28 protein-coding genes, 1 tRNA gene and 1 pseudogene are annotated in these 23,693 nt (G+C 65.1%); 12 read left to right on the top strand and 18 right to left on the bottom strand.

Going from position 1 to position 23,693, the window contains the following annotated elements; all coding sequences use genetic code 11:
• A complete protein-coding gene (locus NKG98_RS09475; RefSeq protein ID WP_254769411.1) occupies nt 1-483 on the top strand; it encodes a Mut7-C RNAse domain-containing protein in 483 nt (160 codons plus the stop codon).
• On the opposite strand, the gene NKG98_RS09470 is transcribed toward NKG98_RS09475, so the two are convergent.
• On the bottom strand, nt 477-1,241 hold the full coding sequence (locus NKG98_RS09470; RefSeq protein ID WP_254769410.1) for a PHP-associated domain-containing protein: 765 nt from the start codon (nt 1,239-1,241) through the stop codon (nt 477-479). The two genes, NKG98_RS09475 and NKG98_RS09470, sit on opposite strands and share 7 nt — an antisense overlap.
• 105 nt (nt 1,242-1,346) lie before the next feature.
• Here NKG98_RS09470 and NKG98_RS09465 point away from each other — a divergent pair, with 105 nt between their 5' ends.
• Complete coding sequence (locus tag NKG98_RS09465) at nt 1,347-1,634, top strand: DUF7565 family protein (RefSeq protein WP_254769409.1); 288 nt, start codon at nt 1,347-1,349, stop codon at nt 1,632-1,634.
• A 21-nt stretch (nt 1,635-1,655) separates the two neighbouring features.
• Here NKG98_RS09465 and NKG98_RS09460 read toward each other — a convergent pair whose 3' ends face one another.
• The 7 genes from NKG98_RS09460 to NKG98_RS09425 all read right to left on the bottom strand — a co-directional run bounded on the left by NKG98_RS09460 (nt 1,656) and on the right by NKG98_RS09425 (nt 6,586).
• Nucleotides 1,656-1,976, bottom strand: a complete 321-nt coding sequence (locus NKG98_RS09460) for a cupin domain-containing protein (RefSeq protein WP_254769408.1) — start codon at nt 1,974-1,976, stop codon at nt 1,656-1,658.
• 75 nt (nt 1,977-2,051) lie between these two features.
• Nucleotides 2,052-2,489, bottom strand: a complete 438-nt coding sequence (locus NKG98_RS09455; protein ID WP_254769407.1) for a transcription elongation factor Spt5 — start codon at nt 2,487-2,489, stop codon at nt 2,052-2,054.
• The gene (locus tag NKG98_RS09450; RefSeq protein ID WP_254769406.1) at nt 2,489-2,668 is read right to left on the bottom strand and encodes a protein translocase SEC61 complex subunit gamma; all 180 of its coding nucleotides are present in this window, start codon (nt 2,666-2,668) and stop codon (nt 2,489-2,491) included. The genes NKG98_RS09455 and NKG98_RS09450 overlap by 1 nt, the downstream gene beginning before the upstream one ends.
• 340 nt (nt 2,669-3,008) lie before the next feature.
• On the bottom strand, nt 3,009-3,254 hold the full coding sequence (locus NKG98_RS09440; RefSeq protein ID WP_254769405.1) for a hypothetical protein: 246 nt from the start codon (nt 3,252-3,254) through the stop codon (nt 3,009-3,011).
• 153 nt (nt 3,255-3,407) lie between these two features.
• Nucleotides 3,408-4,646 carry a mandelate racemase/muconate lactonizing enzyme family protein gene (locus NKG98_RS09435; protein ID WP_254769404.1) on the bottom strand — a complete coding sequence of 413 codons (1,239 nt, stop codon included), beginning with the start codon at nt 4,644-4,646 and terminating at the stop codon, nt 3,408-3,410.
• A 152-nt stretch (nt 4,647-4,798) separates the two neighbouring features.
• Nucleotides 4,799-6,025 carry an alanyl-tRNA editing protein gene (locus NKG98_RS09430; protein ID WP_254769403.1) on the bottom strand — a complete coding sequence of 409 codons (1,227 nt, stop codon included), beginning with the start codon at nt 6,023-6,025 and terminating at the stop codon, nt 4,799-4,801.
• 48 nt (nt 6,026-6,073) lie between these two features.
• The gene (locus tag NKG98_RS09425; RefSeq protein WP_254769402.1) at nt 6,074-6,586 is read right to left on the bottom strand and encodes a helix-turn-helix domain-containing protein; all 513 of its coding nucleotides are present in this window, start codon (nt 6,584-6,586) and stop codon (nt 6,074-6,076) included.
• 133 nt (nt 6,587-6,719) lie between these two features.
• Between NKG98_RS09425 and NKG98_RS09420 the strand changes: the two genes are divergently transcribed.
• Nucleotides 6,720-6,804, top strand: a tRNA-Leu gene (locus tag NKG98_RS09420).
• A 171-nt stretch (nt 6,805-6,975) separates the two neighbouring features.
• The gene (locus NKG98_RS09415) at nt 6,976-7,167 is read left to right on the top strand and encodes a hypothetical protein (RefSeq protein ID WP_254769401.1); all 192 of its coding nucleotides are present in this window, start codon (nt 6,976-6,978) and stop codon (nt 7,165-7,167) included.
• 278 nt (nt 7,168-7,445) lie between these two features.
• On the opposite strand, the gene NKG98_RS09410 is transcribed toward NKG98_RS09415, so the two are convergent.
• Nucleotides 7,446-7,940, bottom strand: coding sequence for a hypothetical protein (locus NKG98_RS09410; RefSeq protein ID WP_254769400.1), 495 nt, complete (start codon nt 7,938-7,940; stop codon nt 7,446-7,448).
• A gap of 134 nt (nt 7,941-8,074) precedes the next feature.
• Between NKG98_RS09410 and NKG98_RS19105 the strand changes: the two are divergent.
• The 3 genes and pseudogenes from NKG98_RS19105 to NKG98_RS09400 all read left to right on the top strand — a co-directional run.
• A pseudogene (locus NKG98_RS19105) lies at nt 8,075-8,329 on the top strand (TMEM175 family protein); the annotation flags it as partial.
• A gap of 104 nt (nt 8,330-8,433) precedes the next feature.
• The gene (locus tag NKG98_RS09405; protein WP_254769399.1) at nt 8,434-8,709 is read left to right on the top strand and encodes a hypothetical protein; all 276 of its coding nucleotides are present in this window, start codon (nt 8,434-8,436) and stop codon (nt 8,707-8,709) included.
• A gap of 377 nt (nt 8,710-9,086) precedes the next feature.
• Nucleotides 9,087-9,356, top strand: coding sequence for a hypothetical protein (locus NKG98_RS09400; protein WP_254769398.1), 270 nt, complete (start codon nt 9,087-9,089; stop codon nt 9,354-9,356).
• 84 nt (nt 9,357-9,440) lie between these two features.
• Here the strand turns inward: NKG98_RS09400 and NKG98_RS09395 are convergent, their stop codons facing one another.
• Nucleotides 9,441-9,668, bottom strand: coding sequence for a hypothetical protein (locus tag NKG98_RS09395; RefSeq protein ID WP_254769397.1), 228 nt, complete (start codon nt 9,666-9,668; stop codon nt 9,441-9,443).
• Between the two features lies 1 nt (nt 9,669).
• On the opposite strand from NKG98_RS09395, the gene NKG98_RS09390 reads away from it, so the two are divergent.
• A complete protein-coding gene (locus NKG98_RS09390; protein ID WP_254769396.1) occupies nt 9,670-10,470 on the top strand; it encodes a hypothetical protein in 801 nt (266 codons plus the stop codon).
• Between the two features lie 355 nt (nt 10,471-10,825).
• A complete protein-coding gene (locus tag NKG98_RS09385; RefSeq protein ID WP_254769395.1) occupies nt 10,826-12,256 on the top strand; it encodes a hypothetical protein in 1,431 nt (476 codons plus the stop codon).
• Between the two features lie 402 nt (nt 12,257-12,658).
• Here the strand turns inward: NKG98_RS09385 and NKG98_RS09380 are convergent, their stop codons facing one another.
• The 3 genes from NKG98_RS09380 to NKG98_RS09370 form a co-directional block, all read right to left on the bottom strand.
• The gene (locus NKG98_RS09380) at nt 12,659-13,879 is read right to left on the bottom strand and encodes a hypothetical protein (RefSeq protein ID WP_254769394.1); all 1,221 of its coding nucleotides are present in this window, start codon (nt 13,877-13,879) and stop codon (nt 12,659-12,661) included.
• 162 nt (nt 13,880-14,041) lie between these two features.
• On the bottom strand, nt 14,042-14,845 hold the full coding sequence (locus tag NKG98_RS09375; RefSeq protein ID WP_254769393.1) for an FxLYD domain-containing protein: 804 nt from the start codon (nt 14,843-14,845) through the stop codon (nt 14,042-14,044).
• A gap of 110 nt (nt 14,846-14,955) precedes the next feature.
• Nucleotides 14,956-16,272, bottom strand: a complete 1,317-nt coding sequence (locus NKG98_RS09370; RefSeq protein ID WP_254769392.1) for a hypothetical protein — start codon at nt 16,270-16,272, stop codon at nt 14,956-14,958.
• Between the two features lie 295 nt (nt 16,273-16,567).
• On the opposite strand from NKG98_RS09370, the gene NKG98_RS09365 reads away from it, so the two are divergent.
• From NKG98_RS09365 to NKG98_RS09355, 3 genes are all read left to right on the top strand, one after another.
• On the top strand, nt 16,568-16,726 hold the full coding sequence (locus NKG98_RS09365) for a hypothetical protein (protein WP_254769391.1): 159 nt from the start codon (nt 16,568-16,570) through the stop codon (nt 16,724-16,726).
• Nucleotides 16,727-16,972: 246 nt separating this feature from the next.
• Complete coding sequence (locus tag NKG98_RS09360; RefSeq protein WP_254769454.1) at nt 16,973-17,632, top strand: helix-turn-helix domain-containing protein; 660 nt, start codon at nt 16,973-16,975, stop codon at nt 17,630-17,632.
• Nucleotides 17,633-18,180: 548 nt separating this feature from the next.
• The gene (locus NKG98_RS09355) at nt 18,181-18,729 is read left to right on the top strand and encodes a DUF7344 domain-containing protein (protein WP_254769390.1); all 549 of its coding nucleotides are present in this window, start codon (nt 18,181-18,183) and stop codon (nt 18,727-18,729) included.
• 78 nt (nt 18,730-18,807) lie between these two features.
• On the opposite strand, the gene phoU is transcribed toward NKG98_RS09355, so the two are convergent.
• From phoU to NKG98_RS09330, 5 genes are all read right to left on the bottom strand, one after another.
• On the bottom strand, nt 18,808-19,479 hold the full coding sequence (gene phoU / locus NKG98_RS09350) for a phosphate signaling complex protein PhoU (protein WP_254769389.1): 672 nt from the start codon (nt 19,477-19,479) through the stop codon (nt 18,808-18,810).
• Between the two features lie 213 nt (nt 19,480-19,692).
• Nucleotides 19,693-20,562: a phosphate ABC transporter ATP-binding protein PstB gene (gene pstB, locus NKG98_RS09345; RefSeq protein WP_254769388.1), complete on the bottom strand. Its 870-nt coding sequence runs from the start codon at nt 20,560-20,562 to the stop codon at nt 19,693-19,695.
• Complete coding sequence (gene pstA / locus NKG98_RS09340; protein WP_254769387.1) at nt 20,559-21,473, bottom strand: phosphate ABC transporter permease PstA; 915 nt, start codon at nt 21,471-21,473, stop codon at nt 20,559-20,561. Before pstA ends, pstB begins: the two co-directional genes overlap by 4 nt.
• Nucleotides 21,473-22,393, bottom strand: coding sequence for a phosphate ABC transporter permease subunit PstC (pstC, locus tag NKG98_RS09335; RefSeq protein WP_254769386.1), 921 nt, complete (start codon nt 22,391-22,393; stop codon nt 21,473-21,475). Before pstC ends, pstA begins: the two co-directional genes overlap by 1 nt.
• Nucleotides 22,390-23,364 carry a PstS family phosphate ABC transporter substrate-binding protein gene (locus tag NKG98_RS09330; protein ID WP_254769385.1) on the bottom strand — a complete coding sequence of 325 codons (975 nt, stop codon included), beginning with the start codon at nt 23,362-23,364 and terminating at the stop codon, nt 22,390-22,392. Before NKG98_RS09330 ends, pstC begins: the two co-directional genes overlap by 4 nt.
• Nucleotides 23,365-23,693 lie beyond the last annotated feature (329 nt).

Genomic DNA, 23,693 nt, shown 5'->3' with positions numbered 1-23,693 from the left:
ATGCGCCTGCTCGTCGACGTCATGTGCGGCCGCCTCGTGCCCTACCTGCGGATGTGCGGCCACGACACCCTCTACGCGGGTGACCGCGATCTGGAGGCCGACGACGACGTCCTCGCCGTCGCCGCGGCCGAAGGGCGGACCGTCGTCAGCCGCGACGTCGAACTCGCCGGCCGCGCCGACGCGGCGATCCTGCTCGACTCGCGTGCCATCGAGTCGCAACTGGCGGCGCTCGCGGACGCCGGCGTCCCGCTCTCGCTCGCCGACGAGCCACGGTTCTGCGGGGCCTGCAACGGTCCGCTGGCGCGCGTCGACCGCACGGAGCCGACCCCCGAGTACGCGCCGGATCCGGCCGAGGAGCCGGTCTGGCGGTGTCGCGACTGCGGGCAGTGTTTCTGGCGGGGGAGCCACTGGGACCGGGTGCGGGAGACGCTCTCGGAAATCGGGTCGGCCTCGGAAGGCGGGCGCGAGGACGCCGATCAGTAGACCGCCACGTCGTCGAACTTCCCGTCGTAGGCGATGTGACGCGGGTGGGTCGGCTCGGTCCCCGAGAGGAACAGCCGGTCTGCCTTCTGCCAGGAGTTCTCGTAGCCGAGGTGGACCAGTTCGGCCGCGGTCGTCCGGAGGCGCCGGAGGCCGTTCCGGTAGACGACCCGCCGCGGCGTACCCTCCTTCAGGGCGTCGACGAGGTCGGCCGCCGACTCGATCCCGTCCTCGAAGGCGGTGTAGGAGATGCCGACCGAGCCCGGCAGGTGGGCGTACGAGGACGTGAACGGCGGCAGGTCGAACTCGTCGGCGAGGTCCCGCGCCCGGCGGTTGTGCGAGGGGAGGTGTTTCGGGTTGAAAATCTCGATGGCGTCGACCGACTCGCGGTACGTCCGGAGGTCCGCCTCGGTCAGCGAGACGTTCAGGAACTCGGGGTGGGGGACGAGCACCGCCGCGTCCTGCCGGTCGAACTCGGCCATCGCGGCGTCGAGCGAGATGAAGTCCGGCACCGGTTCTTCGAGGCCGACCGCGAGGACGTGCTTGCGGTCGCGCCACGAGCCGGTGAACACCTCCCGGGCCGGAACGACGAGGAGGTCTTCGCTCGAGTACGCCGCCGCTCGCGCCCGGATCTCGGGAAGACGGGTGAAGTGTGGCGCGTAGACGATCGCGTCGAGGTCCGCCCGGCGCGCCCGTTCGAGGACGCGGTCGTCGAGGACCTTCACGTGGAGGTCGACCCGAAACTCCGATCCGTCGCTCACGCGAGGGGCTTTCGTGACCGGCGAGTTATGTATTCTGATTCCTGCGAGCGCCGCGACGCCGAAGGCGAAAAGACATATTAGGACGGCACGTCGACACTCACGAAAATGGCCTGGGAATGCGGGATCGACGGCTGTGGTTCGGTGTTCGAGGACGTCGAGTCGGCGATCGCTCACCAGGTGAACGACCACGAGCGCCGCGAGTGCAAGGTCTGTGGCACCCTCGTCCCCGACGGCTATCTGGCGATCCGCCACGTCTTCACCGAACACAGCCGCGCGGAGTACGTCCGCGCCTACGGGGCCGACTCCCGGGCCGTCCGCCAGCGCGAGGACCTCCTCGAGGACGTCGACGACGTCGTCGACGAGACCCGCCTCGCGGAGTACCTGCGCCGGTAGCGCCGTCGACGGTTCCCGTCCTCAGGGCGCGCCGACGATCACCATCAGCGAGTCGTCGGCGTCGAACGAGAGCGTCCGCGGCTGGCCGGGGTCGACCCGGACGGCGTCGCCGGGTTCGAGGGCCGCCTCGTCGCCGTCGAACGCGAGCGTCGCCGCGCCCGCTAACAGGAGGTACGTCTCCTCGTGGTCCTCGTCGCCGTGTTCGTGTTCCATCCCCTCCCAGCCCGCGTCGGCTTCGACGACGGTGATCCCGTGGGTCTCGCAGTCGAGCGCGTCGCGCAGGAAGTGCATGCCGGGGGCGCGCGGTTCGACCTCGTCGTAGGACACGGTGTCGTATCCCATGTGTCACGATACTGCGGAGAACGTAAAGAATCCGGCGGATACCCCGACTGACTACCTCTCTCGCTCCGGGAGCCGCTATCGTTCGTCGGAGTCTAGCACGCGGATCTGATCGCCGCGTACCGTCACCGGAATCGGAACCGTCGCCTCGTACAGTTCGACCGTCACCTGGTCCTTGCCCTCGTCGATGCGCTGGACCTGGGCCTTCTCGCCTTTGAACGGCCCCGCGATGAGTTCGACGATGTCGCCCTCGGCGATCCCCTCGACGTCCGGCTTCGGCGAGAGGAAGTGTTCGACCTCGGAGATGTCCGACTGGCCGGGGACGATGGTCCGGGCGTGGGGAATCTCCTCGAGGACGCGCTCGAGGACGGCGTCGTTGTCCGCCTCGACCATCACGTAGGAGGTAAGCGAGTCCGGCGCCAGCGCGGCGTGGACCTCCGACTCCTCGCGGTTGATGATCATGTCGGCGACGGTCTGTTCCTGACTGGCCGTGGTCTTGACTGCGTAGATTGCCATCACATGCCACCCGTGCCGGTCAGGAGCAACATCACCACGCCCATGAGGAACCCGATGAGCCCGACGAGCAGGATGCCGGCGCCGGCGATCTTCGCCACCTGGAAGAACTCCTCACGCGTGGGTGTCGTCGCCATTTTGAGCACCCGAACGTACGAGGTGAGGTCGTACGGAACGTCCATGTCTGTCCGTTCACACCGCGTCGTCTTTTATCTGTCTTTCGTCCGTCGGCCGACGGGTCGACGCCGCAGGTGACGGGCCGGCGACCGAACCGCTGGACGGCGACCCCTCGCGCACGGCCGAGGACGACACCGACCCCGCCGACGAGTACGAGGCCGAACGCGAGGAGAAACTGGCGCGGGTCGGCCGCGACCCCGAGGAGGTCGACGCGGGCCGGCCGCGACCCCGAGGAGGTCGACGCGGGCGACGGCCTCGGGACGCAGAACGCGCCGCGGACCGACCGGGCCCCTCGACGAGCGCGAGCGAGGCGAGGAGTTGGACGAGCGCTTCCGACGCGTTGGCTCAGTGGCGCGTGTACCGGTGGACGGTGAGCGCGTCGTAGGCGGTGAAGATCATCGCCGGAACGACGAGGGCCCAGCCGACGTACGAGAGCGGTGCCGGCCGGAGGAACGCGAGGTACGCCCCGCCGAGGAGCGCGACGGTCGCGACGAGTCGCGTGACGATCCGTCCGACGGTCAGGCCGTGCCAGACGTACTCGATGAGCGGGTCGACGAGGACCTTCGTGAGGAGTTCGAAGGGGAGAGACATACCACGGTCTGTTCAGGAAGACGACAAAAAGGTTCGGGAGCGGGGTTCGGCGGGGTGCTCGACGAAGCTACGCCTCGTCGAACGGCTCGAATCGAGGATTCGCTGGCTCGCGTCGAACTCCGCTGAGCAAAGCTCGGCGTGCTTGACTTCGGCTTACGCCTCGTCGAACAACGTCTCGCCCTCGACCATGTGCTCCTCGACGGCGTCCATGTCGAGCGTGACGCCCAGTCCCGGCTCCTCGGGGATCTCGATGTAGCCGTCCTCGATGACCGTCTCCTCGACCAACTCGTCCCACCAGCCGAGTTCGTAGCTGTGGTACTCGACGGCCAGCGAGTTCGGGATCGCCGCGCCGACGTGGGCGCTGGCCATCGTCGCCACCGGCGAGGAGACGTTGTGCATCGCCACCGGCACGTAGTACTGATTGGCGACGTCGGCGATCTTGCGGGTCTCGCGCATCCCGCCGACCTTGGGCATGTCGGGGGCGACGATGTCGACCGCCTGGTTCTCGATCAGGCGCCGCTCCTCAGTGACGCGATAGCGGTTCTCGCCGACCGTGATCGGCGTCGTCGTGGACTTCGTCACTTCCTCCTGGACGTCGAGGTTCTCCGGCGGGACGGGGTCTTCGAGCCACCAGACGTCGTAGTCCTCGATGGCCTCCGCGAGGCGCTTCGCGCTGCCGCCGGAGAACGTCCAGTGACAGTCGAAGGCGACGTCGGCGCGGTCCTTGACGCGCTCTGTGACCTGCTCGACGATCTCGGCTTTGTGGCGGATCTCGCCGGGCCGGAGGTGGCGGTTCGCGCGGTCTTTCTCGAGTCCGGAGGGGACGTCGAGGTCGAACTTCAGCGCGTCGTAGCCGAGTTCTTCGACGACGCGCTCGGCCTCGTCGGCGCAGGCTTCGGGGTCGGCCTCCGCCTCGGTGTGGCAGTCACAGTAGACCCGCATGTGGTCGCGGTACTTGCCGCCGAGTAGCTGGTAGGCCGGCACCTCGAGGATCTTGCCCGCGAGGTCGTGCAAGGCGATCTCGATGCCCGCGATGGCGGTGACGGTGACGCCCTCGACGCTGCCCTCGCCGGACATCTTCTGGATCAGGTGCTCGTAGAGGCGGTCGACGTCAAGCGGGTTCTCGCCGACGACGAACGGCTTCATCCGCTCGACGAGTTCCGGTACCCCGGCGCCCCAGTAGGCCTCGCCGGTGCCGACGATCCCCGCGTCGGTGTAGACCCGGACGAGCGTCCACGGGAAGTTGCCGTCGACCATCGTCGTCTGGACGTCCGTGATCTCGACGTCGCGGCCGCCGCCGCGCTCGCGGGTGACGCCCATCGTCTCGGCCGAGAGGTCCCGCATCGTGTACTCGGCGTTCGGGTCCCGGAGCTGCGAGTAATCGACTCCCATGGCGTTACATTGACTCGGCTCGTAGTAAAACTTTCACGTTCGGTACGGTCGTTCGATTCCGGCGGGTCGAAAGCAGGGGCCTCATGCCGGAGACGATAGGCGATCGAGCACCGTCAGTGCTACCCTGCACACCGCGGCTCTCGCCGCCGGCGTCACCCGAGCCAGTCGACGACCTCGTCGACCCCGGCGTCGAAGCCGCCGCCCTGGGCGAACCGGTCGGAGCCGCCGCCGCCCCCGCCGAACTCGTCGGTCACCTCGTCGACGACGGCCGCGGCGCTCTCGTCGCCGGCCGCGCCGACGGCGACGAACGGCGAGCCGTCGTCGCCGACCGCGACGACCACGTCCGCGAACTCCCCGGCGCGCTCCCGCAGCACCTCGCCGACGGCGTCGCCGGAGACGCCCTCGACGGCCGCCACGAGCCACGCGGCGCCGTCGCGCTCGATCCGTTCGCCGCCCTCCAGCCGGCTCGCGACGAGGTCGCGTTCGAGCGTCCGCCGTCGTTCGGCGAGCGAGTCGCGCTCGTCCCGTAGCCGTTCGAGTTCGTCGGGCACGTCCTCGATGCCGACGCCGAGGTCCCGCTTGGCCGCGAGGGTCGTCCGCTTCTCGACCGCCCGCCGCTCGATCGCCCGCGGGCCGACGGCGAACTCGACCCGCGTCATCCCCTCGCCGGGATTCGACCGTCCGAGAACGGTCACGGGCCCGATCTCGCGCGTGTTTCGCACGTGCGTCCCGCCGCAGGCGGCGACGTCCCACGGGTCGCTCGACCCGTTGGTGCTGCGCTCGTCGTCGTCCTCGGCGCCGATGGTGACGACCCGGACGCGCCCCTTCCGGAACGCCTCCTCCTCGGTCGCTTCGTTGAACGAGATGCCCTCGCGGTCGCGGGCCTCCGCGACCGGCACCTCCTCCCACGAGACCGGTCGGGACTCCCAGACGGCCCGGTTTACCAGTTCGTCGAGTTCGACCAGCGTCTCGTCGTCGATCTCGGTGCTCGTCTCGAAGTCGACGCGCACCTTCTCCTCGCCGATGTCGAACCCGCCGTAGCCGAGGTCGTCGAGGAGCCGCCGGCCGGCGCCGTAGAGGGCGTGGCTGGCGGTGTGCGCTCGCATGCAGTACATCCGGAACGACCAGTCGATCGAACACATTACGCGGCGACCGGCGCTAAACGACGGTTCTTCGGCGAGGACGTGTACGTGCTCGCCGTCGACGAGTCGGACGTCCTCGACGGGGACGTCGCCGATCCGGCCGCGGTCGGCCGGCTGGCCGCCGCTCTCGGCGTAGAAGTAGCTCGTCTCGAGCCAGACCTTCCGGCCGTCGACGGCCGTCACCTCGGTCTGGAAGCGCGTCGTGTACGGCTCGGCTGCCGCCCGTTGCCCACTCATCACTCACCGACTCCGCGCCCCGCGATTAAAAGTTTGCTCGCCGCCCGGTCACTCGGTGAGGGTCACGTCGAGGTACTCCTCCAGCGCGCGGACCAGACCGCCGCCGACGCCGGCCTGTGTCGCCCGCCCCTGCTCGATCGCCAGCAGGTCGGACTCCCGACAGCCCAGTTCCTCGGCGAGTTCCTCGCGCCGGTAGCCGGCCTCCTGGCGGGCCTCCTCGAGGCGCTCGCCGTAGCCGGAGACGAGGTACGGGAGCGGGTCGTCGTCGTAGTTCGTCCCCTCCTTCTCCCAGTGTTCGGAGTCGCCGTCCCAGATCGGGTTCGCCCGCGCGACGTTCTGTGCCGCCTTCTTCTTGCGGTCGGTCCCGTCGCGCGAGCCGCCCGACGAGCGGTCCGAGCGGTTCGATCCGCCGCGTGCGTCGCCGTGGGGCGCGCAGTCGGGACAGACTTCGAGTTCCGCGCCGGCGACGGTCGCCCGTCGCAGCGAGTCGCTCTCGGCGCCACAAAGCTCGCAGGTCGTCCCGCCGCCACCCGACGACGAGCCCGTCGAGTATTTGGCCATGCGGGAGATTCGCAACTGGAGCATTTCAAGCCTCCGCTTGGACGGGTTCGTGCGACCGGGGCGCAGGCTTCGAAGAAAAGGAAGGGCTTTTATATGCACGCTGGATACGAACGAACGCAGCAAGACGACGCGAGCGTGGGTAGCCAAGCCAGGCCAACGGCGCAGCGTTGAGGGCGCTGTCCCGTAGGGGTCCGCCGGTTCGAATCCGGTCCCACGCACTACGTCACCGGTGCTGATACTCCCCTTTCGAGGGGAGCTCCCCTTAAAAAGGGACGAGCACCCACGCACAATCCTCTCGGAACTACTTCCCGAGCGCCTGCTGCGCTCGGCCACCCGTCTCCTGCGAGAGCGCCCGCTGATGGTTCGGCGGAAGCGCGGAGGTGGTCGGCGTGACGACGCCGGGGCTCACCCCGACCCAGCAGGTCCCGGCGTCGGCCGCGGCCGTAATCGATCTCGACACTCAGCCGGTCACGGCCCTCTGGGCAGAGGTCATCTCCTGCGACGACGTCGCCGGCACGTTCGTCCGCGCGCTGCGCGCGTTCGCCGCCGGCAAGACGATCCATATTGTAGCTTCCGGGTGACGGGCAGTCTAAGATGTGGGACCGGAAAAGCAGTTCTGATCGGAGTGACTGCCATCGTGATTGGGTGGTACGACGTGGCGTTCGCCTCCGGTCGATCAGCCCTGCGTCTCTGCGAGATAAGATGATTATGTCCGGCCTCGATCTCGATGCCGATCTTGCTGACGTACCTAGCAGTGCGAAACTCGTCTATCTGAATTTAGATCGATCACATAGCTCTGGCCGCATCATGATCCCAAGGGCCCGTGCCCATTGTGGAGCAGAATCAGAAGCGACCTCTCTCACTCGTCGGCCTGGTCTTCGACGGTGACTATCCCGTCGTATTCGGGATAGACCCGGTCGATCTCGGGGCCGGCGGTTAGTTCCCAGTCGCCGGCAACCGTCGCTGCAAACGGGCCGGCGGTGAAAAATCGCGCCGCCCCAGCGGGGAGTTCGTCGACGGCGACCGTCGCCATTTGAGCGGGCTCGTCGTCGGTCGGGGGGCCGAGTTCGACGCTCACGTCGGTACTGACCGGTTCCCCGCCGGCGTTTCCGAGCACGATAGCGATCTCGAACTCGTCGCCGACCACGACACCGTTCGGGTTCTGTGGCTGTTGCCGAAGAAGGATGACCGTGCCCGGGGCGTCGTCGTCGACCTCGAATTCGGGCGTGTCAGCGCCAGTATTTTCCGTGCCAGCGTTTCGAGTGTCACTGTTTGCATTGCCCAGTGAGTCCGAGCAGCCTGCGATGCCAACGATCCCGATCGTAACGCCAGTGAGGTAACCTCGCCTATCCATAGCTAATGGATATTGCGCATACAAATCAATTTTCCGGTGCATTTCGGCACAAACAACCCGCTATAAGACAGACCGGCGCACACGTGCGCGAATAGACGAACAACTGTTTGTGAATTGGTGATGTTTGTCAATCCATGGCGTTTTCATTTCGCCGAGAGTCGGACGAAACGGACCGACTGCTCGCATTGAGCGACGGCGTCATCGCTATCGCCATCACGTTGTTAGTGCTCGAAATCACCGTTCCGGAAATGCCGGTGGGAAACCCGATTTCGGTTCTCCCGGATCTCCTCCTTGACCAATGGCACGAGTTCTTCGGCTTCGTCCTGAGCTTCCTCGTTATTGCGTCATACTGGGTCAACCACCGTCGCATCTTCGTCCACATCGAGAAACATGACAGGGGAGTAGTGTGGCTCAATCTCCTGTTTCTCCTCATGGTCGCGTTCGTCCCGTTCGCCTCCACGTCTTTGCGACGTATCCGGACCAGTTCGGAATCATGTTTCTGTCGGGAACACTCGCACTTACAGGGTTTACTCTCGCACTCCTCTGGTCGTACGCGTCGTGGAAACAACTCGTTGAGGAAGGACTCACATCTCGGGCCGTGGAGATTCAAGCGGCTAGGTATCTCGCGTCCCCGTTCGTGTTCCTCCTCTCGATAATCGTCGCGGCGTTCGATCCCGGCTTCGGGATTCTGACGTGGCTGCTCTTAATTCCGATAAACGCCACGCTCGAGTCACGACTGGCGGCGAATCTCGAAGCAGATGATCTTTAATCCGAGTAGAGGGCCACGAGATGGGTCCCCGGTAACTACGTAGAGTTGGACTCGTTCCGCTGCATTCGCGCCTGTATTCAGCACGCTGTTTACATCAACCGTTGAGGGTTTCAACAGAGCCGGTTCGTATCATGTCCGGCCCAGTTCGTCGAGTTCGACCAATCGAGACTCGCCCGTGTCGTCGTCCACAGCGAAGACGGTCGGCGTGAGGTGACCAGAGACCGCAGACTCCAGTAGTGAGGAGAGGAGTTGCCCTGAAGTGCATCGGAAAACATGACAAAGTGAAACGGGTGGCCTGCGAACTGAACATAAAACATCGGACTCATTACCTACTGACTGAGAAAACTATTTTACGACATTATACAAACCAATATTTGATGGAAGCAATTGCCATCCTTGATCTGACAATCCTATACGTATCAATCCACGCTCTACTGTCAATTCTCGTGCTGAGAGACCCAGAGAAGCGCGGAATCGAAAATTCGGTACTGTGGGCTTCGATTGTTGTTATCTTCTCTGGGGTTGGGCTCGTTTTGTATCTCATCAGACGGACCATACCTGAAGATGAAGTTGAGGCTTCTGAAGATGCAGAATTCCCACTTCCCGGAACAGAGCGTTCTAATAAATCATCCTGCACAGACGAGTGACGAGTCATTTCTCTGAACTCGTAAAGTGAGTTTCCTATACTGAGCGGGGTCATCTTGCCGATCGAGGTCACGATCTGCCGACGATCACTCGAGTCGGCGCTGTCGCTCCGCCCAGAACAGCAGTTCGTCTCGCATTTCCTCGGGAACGTCGCCGAAGAGACAGCCCAGGCGGTTGCCGAGGTTCTGCCAGCTCAGCGTGTTGAACGTCCCCTCGCTGTACGGCCCGTCTTCGAGTGCGTCTTCCCAGCCCTGGTGGAACGTCCGTTCGCGGCTGCTGTCGAGCGGCTTTCGCTCGTCCTCCTCGTACGCCAAGATGGTATCCTGTGACACCATAACTCAACCATTCATAGTCCAAGACGATCACGCCGACCGACGAGAGCGGAGTTGGGCAGGTCCTTCAGGATCGGATATTCGAAGCGATCAACGGGGATACGGCGGAGACGGTTTCGCAGCACTCCAGTTCTCCATGGATAACCTGCCAAAACTAATAATTCACAATACTTATAAAATTGTAAAAAGAAGCAGTCGTATGAAAATTCGCCGTCGGGCCCTCCTCGGAGCAACCACCCTCTCGATCACGTCGTTCAGCGGTTGTCTGAGCAGTCGCATGCGAACGAAACCTGCTGTTTTACACGATGGTGGGACAACGACCTACGAACCCGTTGTTGAAGGCCAACCAACCATCGAAGACGGGGTTCCCTCTGTGTGGGGTAGAGCCATCGCTAGTCCCGAAGCCGCACGCCAACACGTCAACTGGCAAGGAGAAACACCGAATCAAGACGAGGACCCGACTGTTGCAGCACCAGTTGAATTTCGAACATTTGACGAGGGAGATCGGTGTCTTACTATTGTTGTGGGCGTTCTCCCAACAGAATATGGCCTCGTGGGATACGACGATGAAGACGGTTTTCACGAAAATATTGTAGAGGACTTTAAAGATAGCAATCCAGTCATCAAGGATGGGCGACTCCACTATCATGTAGAACCGTATACGATGCTTGGTGACCCGGAGAATGAACTCCCTGATTATCACTACGACTACTCATTCCACCTGTGGGACTTGAATGGTCATGAGCCCTTTGATGAAGTTATCGTCACTCTCCATGGACAATGAGTCTCTGACCAAGATAATTCAATCTGCACTATAGGATATAAAAGTGCATGTCGGCCCGTTCGCTCAAGACTGGGAATCTCTTGAAGAGGGGTAGATGTCAAACTGGCGAGTTTCGTCGCCGCCGACGGGGCTACTCCGCGACGCGACCATGCATTTCCGCAGCGACCTCCGGGCCGCCGCCGAGGCCGAGGCCAGCGGGTAGCTGCGGTCAAATCGGGCGCCGAGGCCGTCGATCTCACCGCTGACGCCTCGTTCAACACCGACGCAACTAGCGCCTCGCAGTGGCGCGGTTCGCCCCGACTCCCGACTTTCATCAAAGGTAACTATAACAGCATCTATGAAAGTATGATCAGGAATGCTGTCGAAGCAGATAGCGCTCGCCCTCGTTGTCTCAGTCGGACTCCTCACAACAGGGGTTGTCGGTGCGACCAACGTCGTCGATCTTGACGGTGACGGCCTCACGCCGGTCGCCGAGCTTCGAGACGGGACCGATCCGCTCGAGGCCGATACCGACGGCGATGGCCTGCGCGACGATCACGAGATAGAGATCGGCGCGGACCCCACCGAGGTCGATACCGACGCTGATGGCCTCGAAGACGGCACAGAAGTCGATGCGTACGGCAGTGACCCGTTAGATCCGGACACCGACGACGACGGGCTCGACGACGGCGACGAGGTAGTCGAGTACGACACCGATCCCACAGAGGCCGATACGGACGGCGACGGCCTCGGCGATCCCGAAGAAATCGGGACGCACGGAACGGACCCCACCAGAGCCGATACCGACCGCGATGGACTCAGTGACAGTGAGGAGATCGGCGAGCACGGGACCGACCCGACCGACGACGATACCGACGGTGACGGCCTCGACGACGGCGACGAGGTCAACACGTACGAGAGCAACCCGCGAGAGCGAGATACCGACAGCGACGGCCTCAGCGATGCCGGCGAAGTCCGCGAGCACTCCACAGAGCCCACGGTAGCTGATACGGACGGCGACGGCCTCGACGACGGTCCGGAGGTCGACGAGTACGGCACCGATCCGACCGACGACGACACCGACGGCGACGGCCTCGACGACGGCACCGAGATCGAGACCGGAACGGACCCGCTCGAGGCCGATACAGACGGCGACGGTATCCCTGATGGCCCCGAGGTCCACAGCCCAGAGCGCTATCCCGGCGCTGACCCGCTTCAGACCGACGTCTTCGTGGAGGTCGACGAGATGCAAGGAGAGGGCTGGGACAGCGACGAGGCGGACAGAATAGAAGCCGAATTCGGTGACGCGTCGGTCGAGAACGAAGACGGGTCGACCGGAATCAATCTCCACTTCGTCTTTAGCGACGAGGTTGCTCGGCAATCGTCGACGTCCTGGAACGACTACGACGAGTATAAAGAGGCGCATTTCGAGAACGACGGCTACGGCTATCACTACGTGCTGATCGTGAACGAGCTCGATACCGGCACAGAGGTCGACGACGGGAAGATCCTCGTCGGTCAGACCCGAGGAGTCGGCAATATGATGGTGATGAGCGACCGTTCCGACTGGACCGGGGCGACGGTAATGCACGAACTGGGACACTCGCTCGGTCTCACCCCATTAGATTTCGATGGGATCGACTCCGTGCAATACGACTTCGCCGAGTACCCCAGCAACATGAATTACAACGCCGATCCGGGCTACTATGGCTTCTCGGATGGTAGTAACTCTGAGAACGACTTCGACGACTGGGCGGAGATCGAAACCAACATGACCATCCCCGACACGTCCGAGCTCACGAGCTGAAATAGGCCCTCACAGCGTTCAAACCCGCTGTAACTATCCGTGACCGGATGCAGAGACTAGAAATATCGTTGATCGGCCCCGTCGAACCCCTCGGTAGCTGCTAGGATTCATCTGCTGCATACGTCTTCCGTCCGTAGCAAGTCCCGCGGTCGGGACGTCTATCTCTCTGACGGCGCGGACGAGTCCGACGCTCGTGTCGTCTCGGACGGGAACGCTGTCGAGGCCCTCGGCGAACGGGCGACGTGGGTGGAGACCGACGGCGAGGCCGTCACCTATCCCGCCGACGTGACCGCCAGCGGCGACCCGGAGACCTACACCGTGTACGTGTACGAGCGCGTCCCCGTCGACGCCGCAATCTGAACCGCTTCTCGGTTGGCCGTTCGCCGCCACGTCACACCGTCGTCACGTTCTCGTGACCGGTTCGGCCTCGTCCTGCCAGATGCTCTCGCCCTCGCGTGTCCGACTGAGCCCGTGCAATCGTGCGGTCAAGCTCGGCTCGTCGGGAGCATCCATCCGAAGCATGTCGAGCGGCGCAGCGCCGTGGTGTTCGGTCACGACCTTGTGCGAGATCATCTCCCGGTGGGGCGGTACGCCATCGGGGAGTTCTCCGATGGGCTGGCCGTCCTCGTCGACGAGACGACGGACGAACTCGTCGTTGTTCGCCTCCCACAACTTGTCGCCGTCGCGGCGCACGCAGAAGACGTGGCACATGTCCTCGATGGTGTACTCGTCGAAGAACGAGGCGTAGTCCATCTCCTCGAACTCGAAGGGGGCGTGTGCCTCACACATCACTACGTCGCTGGCCAACTCGCCGTCGTCGAGGTCGCGGAACGGATCGACGAACGTGTTCTTCTGCCGCTCGATTTCGGCCTCCAAGTCGTCGAGGGAGTCGCGGTCGAACAGGTAGTCGTAGGTGGAAATCTCGGGGCCGCCGGTGGCGTCCGACCGGATCCGTGCGGGTACGTCGTGCGACCGCAGGAACACGCCGCCGGAGTCGAGGGCGTCGACCCGCCACGATGGCGCGTCGAGGACTCGTTCCCGACCACCGAACCGATCGAACCACTCCTCACCGAACGCCGCCATCCACGGGATCGTTTCGACGCCGCTGTTCGGCGGTTCGTCCGCGGGGAACACGTCGTCGCCGTCGTAGGGGTGACGTACGCGGGCGAAGGCGAACCACGGGTCGAACTCCTCGGCGAGTGCGACGAGCGCGTCGGCGAGCCGGTCGGAACGCTCGCGGGCGACGTCGTACTCCACGTCCCCTTTGTCGCCCAGTTCCCACTCGTCCGGACCGAACAGGGCCAATGTAGGATAGGCGACGGACTCCTCGTCGTTGAACTCGACGCGCAGGCACGACGAGCTGTCGGGCATCCAGACCCGAATCACGACATTGTCGACGTCGTCGGCGGTGCGGGACTCCTCGATCACCTCGTCGAGGGTGGCGTCCTTGCGGATGTCGTACCGGTCGTCCCCCTCGAACTTGTACCACTCCACGAGGTCGGTGTCACCGTCGCGAGTCGTCTCGAAGCCGTTGTCGATGAGGATGTGGATGGTGCGCCGGATCAGGTCGTCCGGCCGCTCGCCGACGTACACCGGCGTCCACACGTTGTGCGTTTCGCCCATGTCCGGATCATCGTACGATTCCCTTTAGAGTATTTCTACGGGAAACGAATCCGTCAGGGCGAGCAACGGGGAGTTATCTGGAGCAGGTGAGGTCCCGCGGCTCGGCAAGCGTTTTGATTGTTGTGCTGACCGAGGCCGGACTTCCGTAACCGATATACGCCTTCACCAGACCGAATCCGTGACGAAGACCTCGTGGTCGGCAGCCTCTTCTACGCGATTTCGGATATCGGGCCCGAAGTGCTCGAACTGGAACGCCCACGTCTCGCCAGCACGCAGGTCGGTCACGTTCGTCCACTCGTCCCCCATCACGCGACCTTCGCCGTCGTACACCGTCGCGACCACCTCGACGTAGTCCTCGTCCTCGTCGGTCTCGTTTTCGACCTGACCCTCGATCTCCAGCTCGTCGCCCTGAACCACCATGCTGCTGTCGACCAGCGTAAGTCCCTCGGCCCCAGTCCGGGGGTCGTCACCGTACTCGCCCTCGATCTCGTAATCGTCGACATCCTCGGCATCGACCGTGAGCGCGTATGTTCGCGACGTCCACGTCCCACCAGCCGGGAGCGACCGGAGGCGGCCAGTGTCGTTGTCGAGGTAGTTACCCTCCTCGTCGTACCAGTCGACCTGGAGTTCGATCTGGCCACTCCGCTCGTCGCCGCTGTTCTCTACGGTCGCTGCGACGTACACGTCGTCCAGGAAGTCACCCTCCTCGAGGACCATCTCGTGATCGAGGATTTCCAGGTCCGCGCTTCCGACATCCGCAGAACCGTCCTCGGACTCGTCTTCGGAACCGTCCTCGGAATCGTTGTCGGAGGTAGTATCCGTTCGCTCGTCGGCTTCGTTCCCGTCCTCCTCGTCGTCATCGTCGTCCCGTGATCCACCTTCGATCTCCTCGTTGCCGGATGCACATCCTGCGAGGACGGCTGTGAACGCCGAACCGCTCGCCAGCAGGAGTTTCCGCCGGAACATGTGACACACACCATAATTATATATTATAAATATTGTGGAGAAAACCATTTCCGAGTGACTATTTCAGCCGGATCGGACGAAAGGAACGGGGATGACGTAGTCGGGAACGATTAGCCCCAGCTCATCCGGAACAGCCGAAGTCGCACGTCGACGAGGCCGTCTTCGGCCTCGTAGCTGAGGCCTTCGATCGTGAACTCGGCGTTCGCCTGCACCTCGATCCTGATCATGTTAGAATCGCCTTGCGTCTCGCCGTTCTCGTACACGCGGATCGGCTGGACCGTGGCGTGTACGGGGTACGGCATCTCGTTCGTGACGATTCCGTTGACGTGGAACGTCCCGTCCTCGGTCCACGTCTCGGTGTCGGTCTGGAGTTCGGGATCGACGTACTCGCGGAGGTCGTACTCGAAGTCGCGGTCGTCCCACGACCGATCGCGGACCTCGGCGTCCGCCGCGGTCGAGAGCGCCTCGGACAGCGCTTGCGCGTGCTCGTGGGCGTCCACGTAGAACTCGTCCAGGTGGCGGTCGACGACGCGCGAGGCGCGACGCGCCGCCTCGCCCATCGCGCGGGCGTAGGTCGCGAACGCCGCCGCGTCGTCGCCGAACGCCGGGGCGTCGTCGTTGCCGCTCGCCGCGTCGCGGGCCTCCCCGAAGGCGGCCTCGGCGTCGGCGAGCGTTTCCCCGTCGACGTCCTCGAACGCCAGTTTCCGGACGGGTTTGTACGCGGGCCAGAACAGTTCCTCCCCCTCGACGAGCGGCGCGACCGCCTCGCCGACGCCGGCCGCGGCCCCGGCGTCGGCCTCGAGGACACCCAGCTGTTCGTCGACCTGGGCGACCGAGAGCGCCTCGACCACCTCGAAGTCGTCCGCTTCCAGGTCGTCGACGTCGGCGCGGACGTCCGCGAGCCCGTTCAGGGCGGTCTCGGCGTCGCGCGCGAGGTCGGCGGCGCCGTCCGCGGCGTCGTCGAACGCGCCGTCGTAGACGTCGGCGCGGACGGCCGCGGGTCCGTCGGCGAGGGCGGCGACCGCCGGCTGGGCCTCGACGATCCCGCGGACGACTCGCTCGGCGGCCGCGATCGCGTCGGCCACCGCGGCCTGCCTGTCGTCGAGGCCGTCGTCGCGCGCGTCGTCGAGCGCCTCGCGCGTCGTTCTGAGGCTTCTCTTGATCGGCCCGGGGTCCACCGCGACCGTCCCGTCGAGCGCGGCGCCGAACGCGGCGCCGTTGCCTTGCCTTTCGATCTCGTCGATCGCACTCTCGAGCGCCCACTGCGCTTTGGCGAGCGCGTCGTTCTCGGCGGCGTCCCCGTCGTCCCACGGGGTCTCGTCGGCGTTTCGTCCGTCGTCTTCCGGGAACCGTTGGTCGGTAGTAGGGTTGGCACAGCCGGCCAGTGTGAGGAGGGCACCCGCAGCGAGGAAACCACGTCGGTCCATAGGGGGCGATCACACTATATTTCGATAAATCTGTCGAAAGTTCAATTTAGATTCGTCCTCGTCCCTTCGACGACGGCGGCAAGCGCAATTCTAAAACCGGCTGATACCGTCAGGACGCTCACCTGAAGGTCAGTCGAGGGACCACCGTGGATCCCGACGAGCGTCGCGAGGGCGGGGAGGAGGTGCACTGGCTCGACCAGCGCTGGAACTCGAGTCGGAACTCGCGGCCGTCGAGCCGACCGAGATCGGGTCGGCCGCGCGGGAACTCGACGCGGACCGGACGATCGGCGAGCGGATGCGGCTGCCGTACTCGACGCTCCGACGCCTCGCGTTGCTCGACGTCGTCTACGTCGTCGGCCTGTTCTCGCGGGGCGTCGCCGTTGACCTGACGCTGCTGCCCTCGATCTACACGGGCGGGTTCGTCGCCGCGATCGTCGCGCCGTACCTGGTGTGAGTCGTCCCGAACCGCGTCTGGCGCTACGCGATCCCGCTGTACGCGTCCGCCATCGGCCTGCTCGCGCTCACCGTCGGATTCGAGGTGTGACGCGTGCGTCGCCGTATAAACCGGCGCCTACTGTTGGTACGGTTACCGATCACTCGTCCTGACTCACCGTAAGAACTGACTGTCAGTCCAGAATGGTGGCGGGAAAGGCTACCGGAAACGCAAGCCGGGTATACGCGGTTGTGGTGGAAAGCGATGATGACGACCCTCGTCGAACTCGAACTTCCGGCCGATCGACTCTGCCTGTCCGGGACGTTCGAACGCGTGCCGTCGTTCGAGTTCCAGGTCGCCGGGATGATCGGCGGTTCGCCGCCGCTGGTCTGGACGAGCGGGCCGGACCGGCGGACGGTCGAGGAGGCCCTCGAGGCCGACCCGACGGTCGACGTGATCGCGAGTCTGGCGAACGCCGACGACGAGCGGTGGCTGTTCCGCCTCGAGTTCGAGCGGCGCGTGAAGGTGTTCGAGCGGATCGTCGCGGAGCACGACGGCGCGATCCTCGAAGCCTCCGGCCGTCGGGGGACGTGGTCGACGAAACTGCTCTTTCACGACCGCGAGGCCCTCTCGGAGGCCCACGAACTGTTCGGGAACTACGAGTTCGACGCGACCGTCCGCCGCGTCTCGGAGATGAGCGACTCCTCGGGCGGCGGGACGCCCCTGACGGAGACCCAGTACGAGACGATCGCGAAGGCCCACGAACTCGGCTACTTCGACGTCCCCCGTCAGGTCACCTTACAGGAACTCGCGGCGGAACTCGACGTCTCCCACCAGGCGCTCTCCGAGCGCCTCCGGCGCAGCCACGCGGCGCTCGTGAGCGCGGAACTCTCGAACCGGATGACGCCGACCGGGATCGACCCCTGACGGGCGCGGCGCCGCGAGCGCGCCGACGCGGTCGACGAGCGGGTTGACGATCACCGACTTTCCGCCCGGTGGGTCAGATAACCATCGGCACTTCACGCACTTTCGCACAAATTATAAGACGTTCGTCGAGATTATTTCGAGATTGGAGCCATATCTACCCCGAAAGATGCGTTTATTACTGTACGGACGGGTGATTGTACTGTCGGCGCGATGCGCCGGCGAGACGACGTACAGCCGATCGACTGACCCCCTGTGAGTGCCGGTGGTGAGCGTCCGTTCGGCCCTCGTCGGACCCCGCTTCGACGACGACGGGCGCTCGAGATCCGAGCGACGCGCCTTCGGGCGGGTCGCGACCGATCGCTCATGCTCGATCCGCGTTCGGCGGCCGTTCGTGGCTGTGCGGCCGCCGACTGTCAGACACCGCCCGGCCACAGACGTGTCCGGGCGCTTCCGTCTTCGAACCGACGGATAATACGTCGTTAAACGCACCCGTCGCGTGAAAGACTACCGCGCTTTATGTATCGGTGTGAAGTGAGCTGTCACAAGCCATGGGTATCGGAGAGGCGGTCGCCGAACGGTTCGAGGACCGCTCCTCGACGGCGGACGCGGACGACCTCGAAACCGACGAAATCTTTCACATCCTCCAGACGCGGCGCCGGCGCGACGTCCTCCGGTACCTGCGGCAGGCCGACGGCCCGGTGCGACTCGGCGACCTCGCCGAACGGGTAGCCGCCTGGGAGCAGGGGACGACCGTCGACGCGTTGACTTCGAGCGAGCGCCAGCGGGTCTACATCTCGCTCTACCAGTCGCACCTCCCGAAACTCGACCGCGAGGGGATCGTCGACTACGACAAGGACCGCGGAATCGTCGAGCGGACGCCGCTCGCGGCCGCGTTCGACCCCTTCATCGACGAAATCGACGGGGTCGACCGGCGGGACTCGTGGCCGCGCAGATACGCCGCCGTGGCCGCCCTCTGTACTCTCCTGCTTGCTGCCCTCGGCGCGACGGGCGTGGTCGCGCCGGCGGGACTCGCGGCGGGCGGGGCCGTCATCGCGGCGTTCGCCGTCGTGATCGGCGTACACGCGAGGGCGACCTGACCGACGAACTCGGGGAGCAGCGCGGGAACACGGCGACGAAAGCGAGGCGTTGTGAACGCAACGGCGGCGGAACCGATTCTAGTAGATGAGTTCGTCGTCGTTCTCGACCATGTAGAGGGTCCGGGCGGCGATGTTGACCGCGTGGTCGCCGACGCGTTCGAGGTCGCGGATCGTCAGCAGCAGCCGCGAGACGTCCTGCAGGAGGCCTTCGACCTCCCCCGGGGCGTCGAGTTCGCGCTCGATGAGGTCGCGGACGACGATTTGGCTCGCGCGCTCGGCGAAGTGGTCGAGGTCGTCGTCGCGGGCCGCGAGTTCGCGGCAGGCCTCGACGTCCTCGGCGTCGTAGGCCCGCATGGCGTCGTCGACCATCTCGAGGGTCAACTCGCCCATCGCCTGCACGTCGACGTCCGGGAAGAGGTCCTGCTCGGCGTCGATGGTGTACTCCCCGAGGTTGACCGCGAGGTCGCCGATCCGCTCTAGGTCGGTGATGACCTTGAACGAGGAGGCGATGAAACGGAGGTCGCTCGCGACGGGTTGTTGGAGCGCCAGCAGTTCGATACACTGCTGTTCGAGGTCGAGGTACATCCGGTTTACCTCGGCGTCGCCCTCGATGACCTCCCGGGCGATCTCCTCGTCTTTCTGTTCGAGGGCGTCGAGGCCCATTCGGAGCCGTTCCATCACGACCTCGCCCATGTAGAGGACGTCCTCACGGAGTTCCGAGAGTTGTTCCTGGTACGATTGTCTGGCCATAGTTCAGCCACCTCGTCGACCGTTGAAATACCTTGCGTCCACCGTCACGGACGCGAGCGGACCGTCCGGCCGCGACGGTGTCGAACGGCACGGCGTTCCCGACGGCGATAGCGAACGGTCGTCGCGTCGGCGTGTCGTGGGTCGGTTCGCGGGCGCGACCGGTTCGCGGCGTTCGACGTGAGCGGTACCCCGGAAGAAGACGGTCGCGGTCGATCAGCCGAACTTGCCGGTGATGTAGTCTTCGACGCGGTCGCTGTCGGGGTTCTCGAAGATTTTGGCGGTGGCGTCGAACTCGACGAGTTCGCCGCCGGTGAGAAACACCGCGGTCTTGTCCGAAATCCGCGCCGCCTGCTGCATGTTGTGCGTGACGATCACGACCGTGTACTCCTCGGAGAGTTCGTCGATCAGGTCCTCGACCTGCGAGGTGGCGACGGGATCGAGCGCGCTCGCGGGTTCGTCCATGAGCAACACCTCCGGGTCGGGGGCGATGGCGCGGGCGATGCAGAGTCGCTGCTGCTGGCCGCCCGACAGCTCCAGCCCCGACTCGTCCAGCCGTCCCTCCACCTCGTCCCAGAGGGCGGCGCGCTTCAGCGCCTGTTCGACCCGCTCGTCGAGGTCGTCGTCGATCCCCTGAACTTTCAGGCCGTAGGCGACGTTGTCGTAGATCGACTTCGGGAACGGATTCGGCTGCTGGAACACCATCCCGATCTTCCGGCGTAACGCGACCGGATCGACGTCCTCGTCGTAGACGTTCTTCCCGTCGAACAGGAGTTCGCCCTCGACGCGCGCGGCGTCGACGAGATCGTTCATCCGGTTGATCGAGCGCAGGAACGTCGACTTCCCACAGCCAGAGGGGCCGATCACGGCGGTGACCTGCTTCTCGGGGATCTCGATGTCGACGCTCCGTAACGCCTGTTCGTCGCCGTAGTAGACGTCGAGGTCGCGCGCCTCGATGATCGTCCGATCGGTGCGGGCGCGCTCGCCCGCGTCGGCCCGGTCGGCGAGGCTTCGGGTACCCGGCGCAGGGGTCGTCCGGTCGTCTGCCGATTCCGTCTCCGAGGAAGTCATCTGTTCTTGGGTCATTGTCCGGTCCTCCGCTGATATCTGTTGCGGATGAGGATCGCGACCGAGTTGATCGACAGCAACACGACGAGCAGGGTGACGACGCCGGCCGCGACGACGCCGTACTGGAACTCGAGTTGGGGCTGGTCCGCCCACGTGTAGATCTGCAGGGGCATGGCGCTGATCTTGCTGAACAGGCTGTTCGGGGCGCCGAACACCACCGTCGGCGCGCCGATCATGATCAGCGGCGCCGTCTCGCCGATCGCCCGCCCGAGCGCGAGGATCGTCCCCGTCAGGATGCCGGGCATCGCCCGGGGGAGGACGACGTTCCGGATCGTCTGCCACTTCGTCGCGCCCATGCCGTAACTCGCCTGTCGGAGCGAGTCCGGAACCGCCCGGATGGCCTCCTGGGCGGAGATGATCACGATCGGCAGGATCAGCAGCGAGACGGTGAAGCCGGCGACGATCAGCGTCCCGAAGCCGAGGTCGAGCAGGCTGACGAACAGCCCGAGGCCCAGCAGGCCGTAGACGACGGAGGGGACGCCCGCGAGGTTCGCGATGTTGATCTGGATGAACCGCGTCAGCGGCCCGTCGCTCGCGTACTCCTCCAGGTAGATCGCGGCGCCGACGCCCAGCGGGAACGTGACGAGCGCGATCAACAGCATGAGCGCGATCGAGCCCAGCAGCGCCGGGTAGAAGCCGGCCTCGTGGGGGTCCCGGAGGCTCGGCTGGCGCGTGAGGAAGTCCCACGTGAGCCAGCCGACCGCGTCGACCGCGACGTTCGCGAGCAACACGGCCAGCGAGACGATGCCGACCAGCGCGGCCGAAAGCGTCAGGTAGCGGAAGGCGACGTCCTTCCGTCGGCTCACCCGTCCGAACGCCGTCCCGGTCGCCGTCCCGCCGTCGGTTTCGAGTCGGTCTTCCGGCGCCATCACTGGTACACCTCCCGGTAGCGCGAGGCGACCCACTCGCTGACGAGGTTCATCGCGAACGTGATCACGAACAGGGTGAGGCCGACCGCGAAGAGGCTCTGGTACTCGACGCCCTGTCCGACGACGTCGCTCTGGCCGATCTGGACCATCGCCGCGGTCATCGTCTGGACGGAGTCGAGGAACATCCCGGCCGGGTCGGTGAGGTCGAGCAGCCGCGGGGTCTGGCCCGCCGCGATGGCGACGATCATCGTCTCGCCGATCGCTCGCGAGAGCGCGAGGATGAACGACGAGAAGATGCCCGACAGCGCCGCGGGAACGACGACCGAGGTCGAGACCGTGAACTTGGTCGCGCCGAGGCCGTAACTAGCCTGTCGCAGCGAGTCGGGGACGGCGCTCATCGCGTCCTCCGAGAGCGAGGAGACCATCGGGATGATCATGATCCCGACCATGATCGACGCCGACAGCGCGTTGAACGTGCCGATCGGCAGGAACGTGTCGAGCGCCGGCGTGACGTACACCAGCGCGAAGTAGCCGTAGACGACCGTCGGAACGCCCGCGAGCACCTCGATCGCCGGCTTGAGGTACGCCCGCCGGCGCTCCGTGGCGTACTCGCTGAGGTAGATCGCCGTCAGCAGGCCGATCGGCAACGCGACGATGGCCGACCCGATCGTGATGGTCAGCGTCCCCGAGATCAACGGGAGGACGCCGAACGTGTGCTCGTTCGTCGGACTCCACTGGGTCCCGAGGAGGAACTCGGCGGGGCCGACGGCACCGAAGAAGTCGACGGCGTCGTACAGCAGCGTGAAGACGATGGCGGCGGTCGTCGCGATCGACAGCAGCGCACAGAGCGCAAAGAGGTACCGGAACGCGGCGCCGCGGGCCGTCCGGACGCCGTCGTGTGCGAAGTCGTGCTCGCTCATGCGGTCACCTCGTCGATGGCCGCCTCCAGTTGCGCGCGGTTCTCGTCGCGCTGGTCCTCGGTGATCGGGACGTAGCCGACGTCGGAGACGAGGTCGGATGCCGCCCGGTCCATGTAGTACCGAAGGAAGTCCTGCACCTCGGGCCGCGTGAGCGACTGGTCGGAGACGTAGACGAAAAGCGGCCGGGAGAGCGGGGTGTACTCGCCTTTCATGGCGGTCTCGATCGACGGCTCGACGCAGCCGTCGCCGTCGTCGATCCCGAGGGCCTTGATCCGATTCGGGTTCTCGCCGTAGTAGGCGAAGCCGAAATAGCCCATCGCGTACTCGTTGCCCCGGACCCCCTGGACGATCGTCCGGTCGCGCTCGGTGGCGTGGTAGTCGCTGCGGTGGGTGTCACCCTCGTCGAGGATCGCCTCGACGAAGTAGTCGAAGGTGCCGGAGGTCGTGTCCGCGCCGAACAGTTCGAACTCCTCGTCGGGCCACTCCTCGCGGACGTCGCTCCAGCGCTCGGCGCCGCCGTCGCGCCAGATCTCGGCCAGTTCGTCGACGGTCAGGCAGTCGACCCAGTCGGCGTCGGGGTTTACCACGACCGTGAGCGCGTCCGTCGCGATCGTAAACTCGATCGGGTCGATCCCGTTGTCGGCGCACTGCTGGACCTCGACGTCGGCGATCTCCCGGCTTGCGTTGTTGACGTCGGTCATGCCGGGACAGAAGAAATTCGAGAAACCACCGCCGGTGCCGGTCTGGCTCACGGAGACGGTGACGTCGGGCCGACGGTCGGAGAACTCGGCCGCGACCTCCGCGGTCACCGGGAACACGGTGCTGCTGCCGGCGATGTTTACTTGCTTTCCCCCCTGTGCGAAGGCGCTAGAACAGCCGGCGAGGCCGGCCGTCGCCGCGACGCCCGCCGCGGCGAGAAAATCCCGCCGGCCGACCCCGGCCGGCGAGGAGCCAGTGGTGTCTCTCGACATCATTGAATGGATGCCGCAGACGGGGTAAGTAGCCTACTATGATGAGTATATAGTGCTATGTATTACCGGAGGGGGACGTGCCTCGACGACGATCCGAAGAAAAATCGCAGTACTGCGGTCCGATGTAGTCGTACCGACGGATCCATCGGCGTCCGGAGCGACCGTCGCCGACGGCCCGCTCGGGGAATTCAATCGTATCACTCGTCGAAGTATATAGATGGGGGCACAGTAACGGGGGTCCGTGGCGGCGACCGACGACGTCGGTCCGAGGTCGCGAGGGCGGCCGCCGCGGGCGATTCGGCCGCGCGCGACGCTCCGTGCCGAAATCG

The organism is Salinilacihabitans rarus, from assembly GCF_024296665.1.
GTDB classification, from domain to species: Archaea; Halobacteriota; Halobacteria; order Halobacteriales; family Natrialbaceae; genus Salinilacihabitans; species Salinilacihabitans rarus.
The sequence above is the reverse complement of the archived record's forward strand: the minus strand, read 5'-3'. Positions and strand labels throughout refer to the sequence as shown.

Bases quoted from the DNA above. Each gene is read 5' to 3' on its own strand.
- NKG98_RS09355 (WP_254769390.1), top strand. From the start codon at position 18,181: ATGGGTATCGGAGAGGCGGTCGCCGAACGGTTCGAGGACCGCTCCTCG.
- phoU (WP_254769389.1), bottom strand. From the start codon at position 19,479: ATGGCCAGACAATCGTACCAGGAACAACTCTCGGAACTCCGTGAGGAC.
- NKG98_RS09360 (WP_254769454.1), top strand. From the start codon at position 16,973: ATGACGACCCTCGTCGAACTCGAACTTCCGGCCGATCGACTCTGCCTG.
- NKG98_RS09365 (WP_254769391.1), top strand. From the start codon at position 16,568: ATGCGGCTGCCGTACTCGACGCTCCGACGCCTCGCGTTGCTCGACGTC.
- NKG98_RS09435 (WP_254769404.1), bottom strand. From the start codon at position 4,646: ATGGGAGTCGATTACTCGCAGCTCCGGGACCCGAACGCCGAGTACACG.
- NKG98_RS09475 (WP_254769411.1), top strand. From the start codon at position 1: ATGCGCCTGCTCGTCGACGTCATGTGCGGCCGCCTCGTGCCCTACCTG.
- pstC (WP_254769386.1), bottom strand. From the start codon at position 22,393: ATGAGCGAGCACGACTTCGCACACGACGGCGTCCGGACGGCCCGCGGC.
- NKG98_RS09425 (WP_254769402.1), bottom strand. From the start codon at position 6,586: ATGGCCAAATACTCGACGGGCTCGTCGTCGGGTGGCGGCGGGACGACC.
- NKG98_RS09330 (WP_254769385.1), bottom strand. From the start codon at position 23,364: ATGTCGAGAGACACCACTGGCTCCTCGCCGGCCGGGGTCGGCCGGCGG.
- NKG98_RS09450 (WP_254769406.1), bottom strand. From the start codon at position 2,668: ATGGACGTTCCGTACGACCTCACCTCGTACGTTCGGGTGCTCAAAATG.
- NKG98_RS09380 (WP_254769394.1), bottom strand. From the start codon at position 13,879: ATGGGCGAAACGCACAACGTGTGGACGCCGGTGTACGTCGGCGAGCGG.
- pstA (WP_254769387.1), bottom strand. From the start codon at position 21,473: ATGGCGCCGGAAGACCGACTCGAAACCGACGGCGGGACGGCGACCGGG.
- NKG98_RS09440 (WP_254769405.1), bottom strand. From the start codon at position 3,254: ATGTCTCTCCCCTTCGAACTCCTCACGAAGGTCCTCGTCGACCCGCTC.
- NKG98_RS09375 (WP_254769393.1), bottom strand. From the start codon at position 14,845: ATGTTCCGGCGGAAACTCCTGCTGGCGAGCGGTTCGGCGTTCACAGCC.
- NKG98_RS09430 (WP_254769403.1), bottom strand. From the start codon at position 6,025: ATGAGTGGGCAACGGGCGGCAGCCGAGCCGTACACGACGCGCTTCCAG.
- NKG98_RS09465 (WP_254769409.1), top strand. From the start codon at position 1,347: ATGGCCTGGGAATGCGGGATCGACGGCTGTGGTTCGGTGTTCGAGGAC.
- NKG98_RS09410 (WP_254769400.1), bottom strand. From the start codon at position 7,940: ATGGATAGGCGAGGTTACCTCACTGGCGTTACGATCGGGATCGTTGGC.
- NKG98_RS09385 (WP_254769395.1), top strand. From the start codon at position 10,826: ATGCTGTCGAAGCAGATAGCGCTCGCCCTCGTTGTCTCAGTCGGACTC.
- NKG98_RS09455 (WP_254769407.1), bottom strand. From the start codon at position 2,489: ATGGCAATCTACGCAGTCAAGACCACGGCCAGTCAGGAACAGACCGTC.
- NKG98_RS09400 (WP_254769398.1), top strand. From the start codon at position 9,087: ATGGAAGCAATTGCCATCCTTGATCTGACAATCCTATACGTATCAATC.
- pstB (WP_254769388.1), bottom strand. From the start codon at position 20,562: ATGACCCAAGAACAGATGACTTCCTCGGAGACGGAATCGGCAGACGAC.
- NKG98_RS09405 (WP_254769399.1), top strand. From the start codon at position 8,434: ATGTTTCTGTCGGGAACACTCGCACTTACAGGGTTTACTCTCGCACTC.
- NKG98_RS09370 (WP_254769392.1), bottom strand. From the start codon at position 16,272: ATGGACCGACGTGGTTTCCTCGCTGCGGGTGCCCTCCTCACACTGGCC.
- NKG98_RS09390 (WP_254769396.1), top strand. From the start codon at position 9,670: ATGGTATCCTGTGACACCATAACTCAACCATTCATAGTCCAAGACGAT.
- NKG98_RS09460 (WP_254769408.1), bottom strand. From the start codon at position 1,976: ATGGGATACGACACCGTGTCCTACGACGAGGTCGAACCGCGCGCCCCC.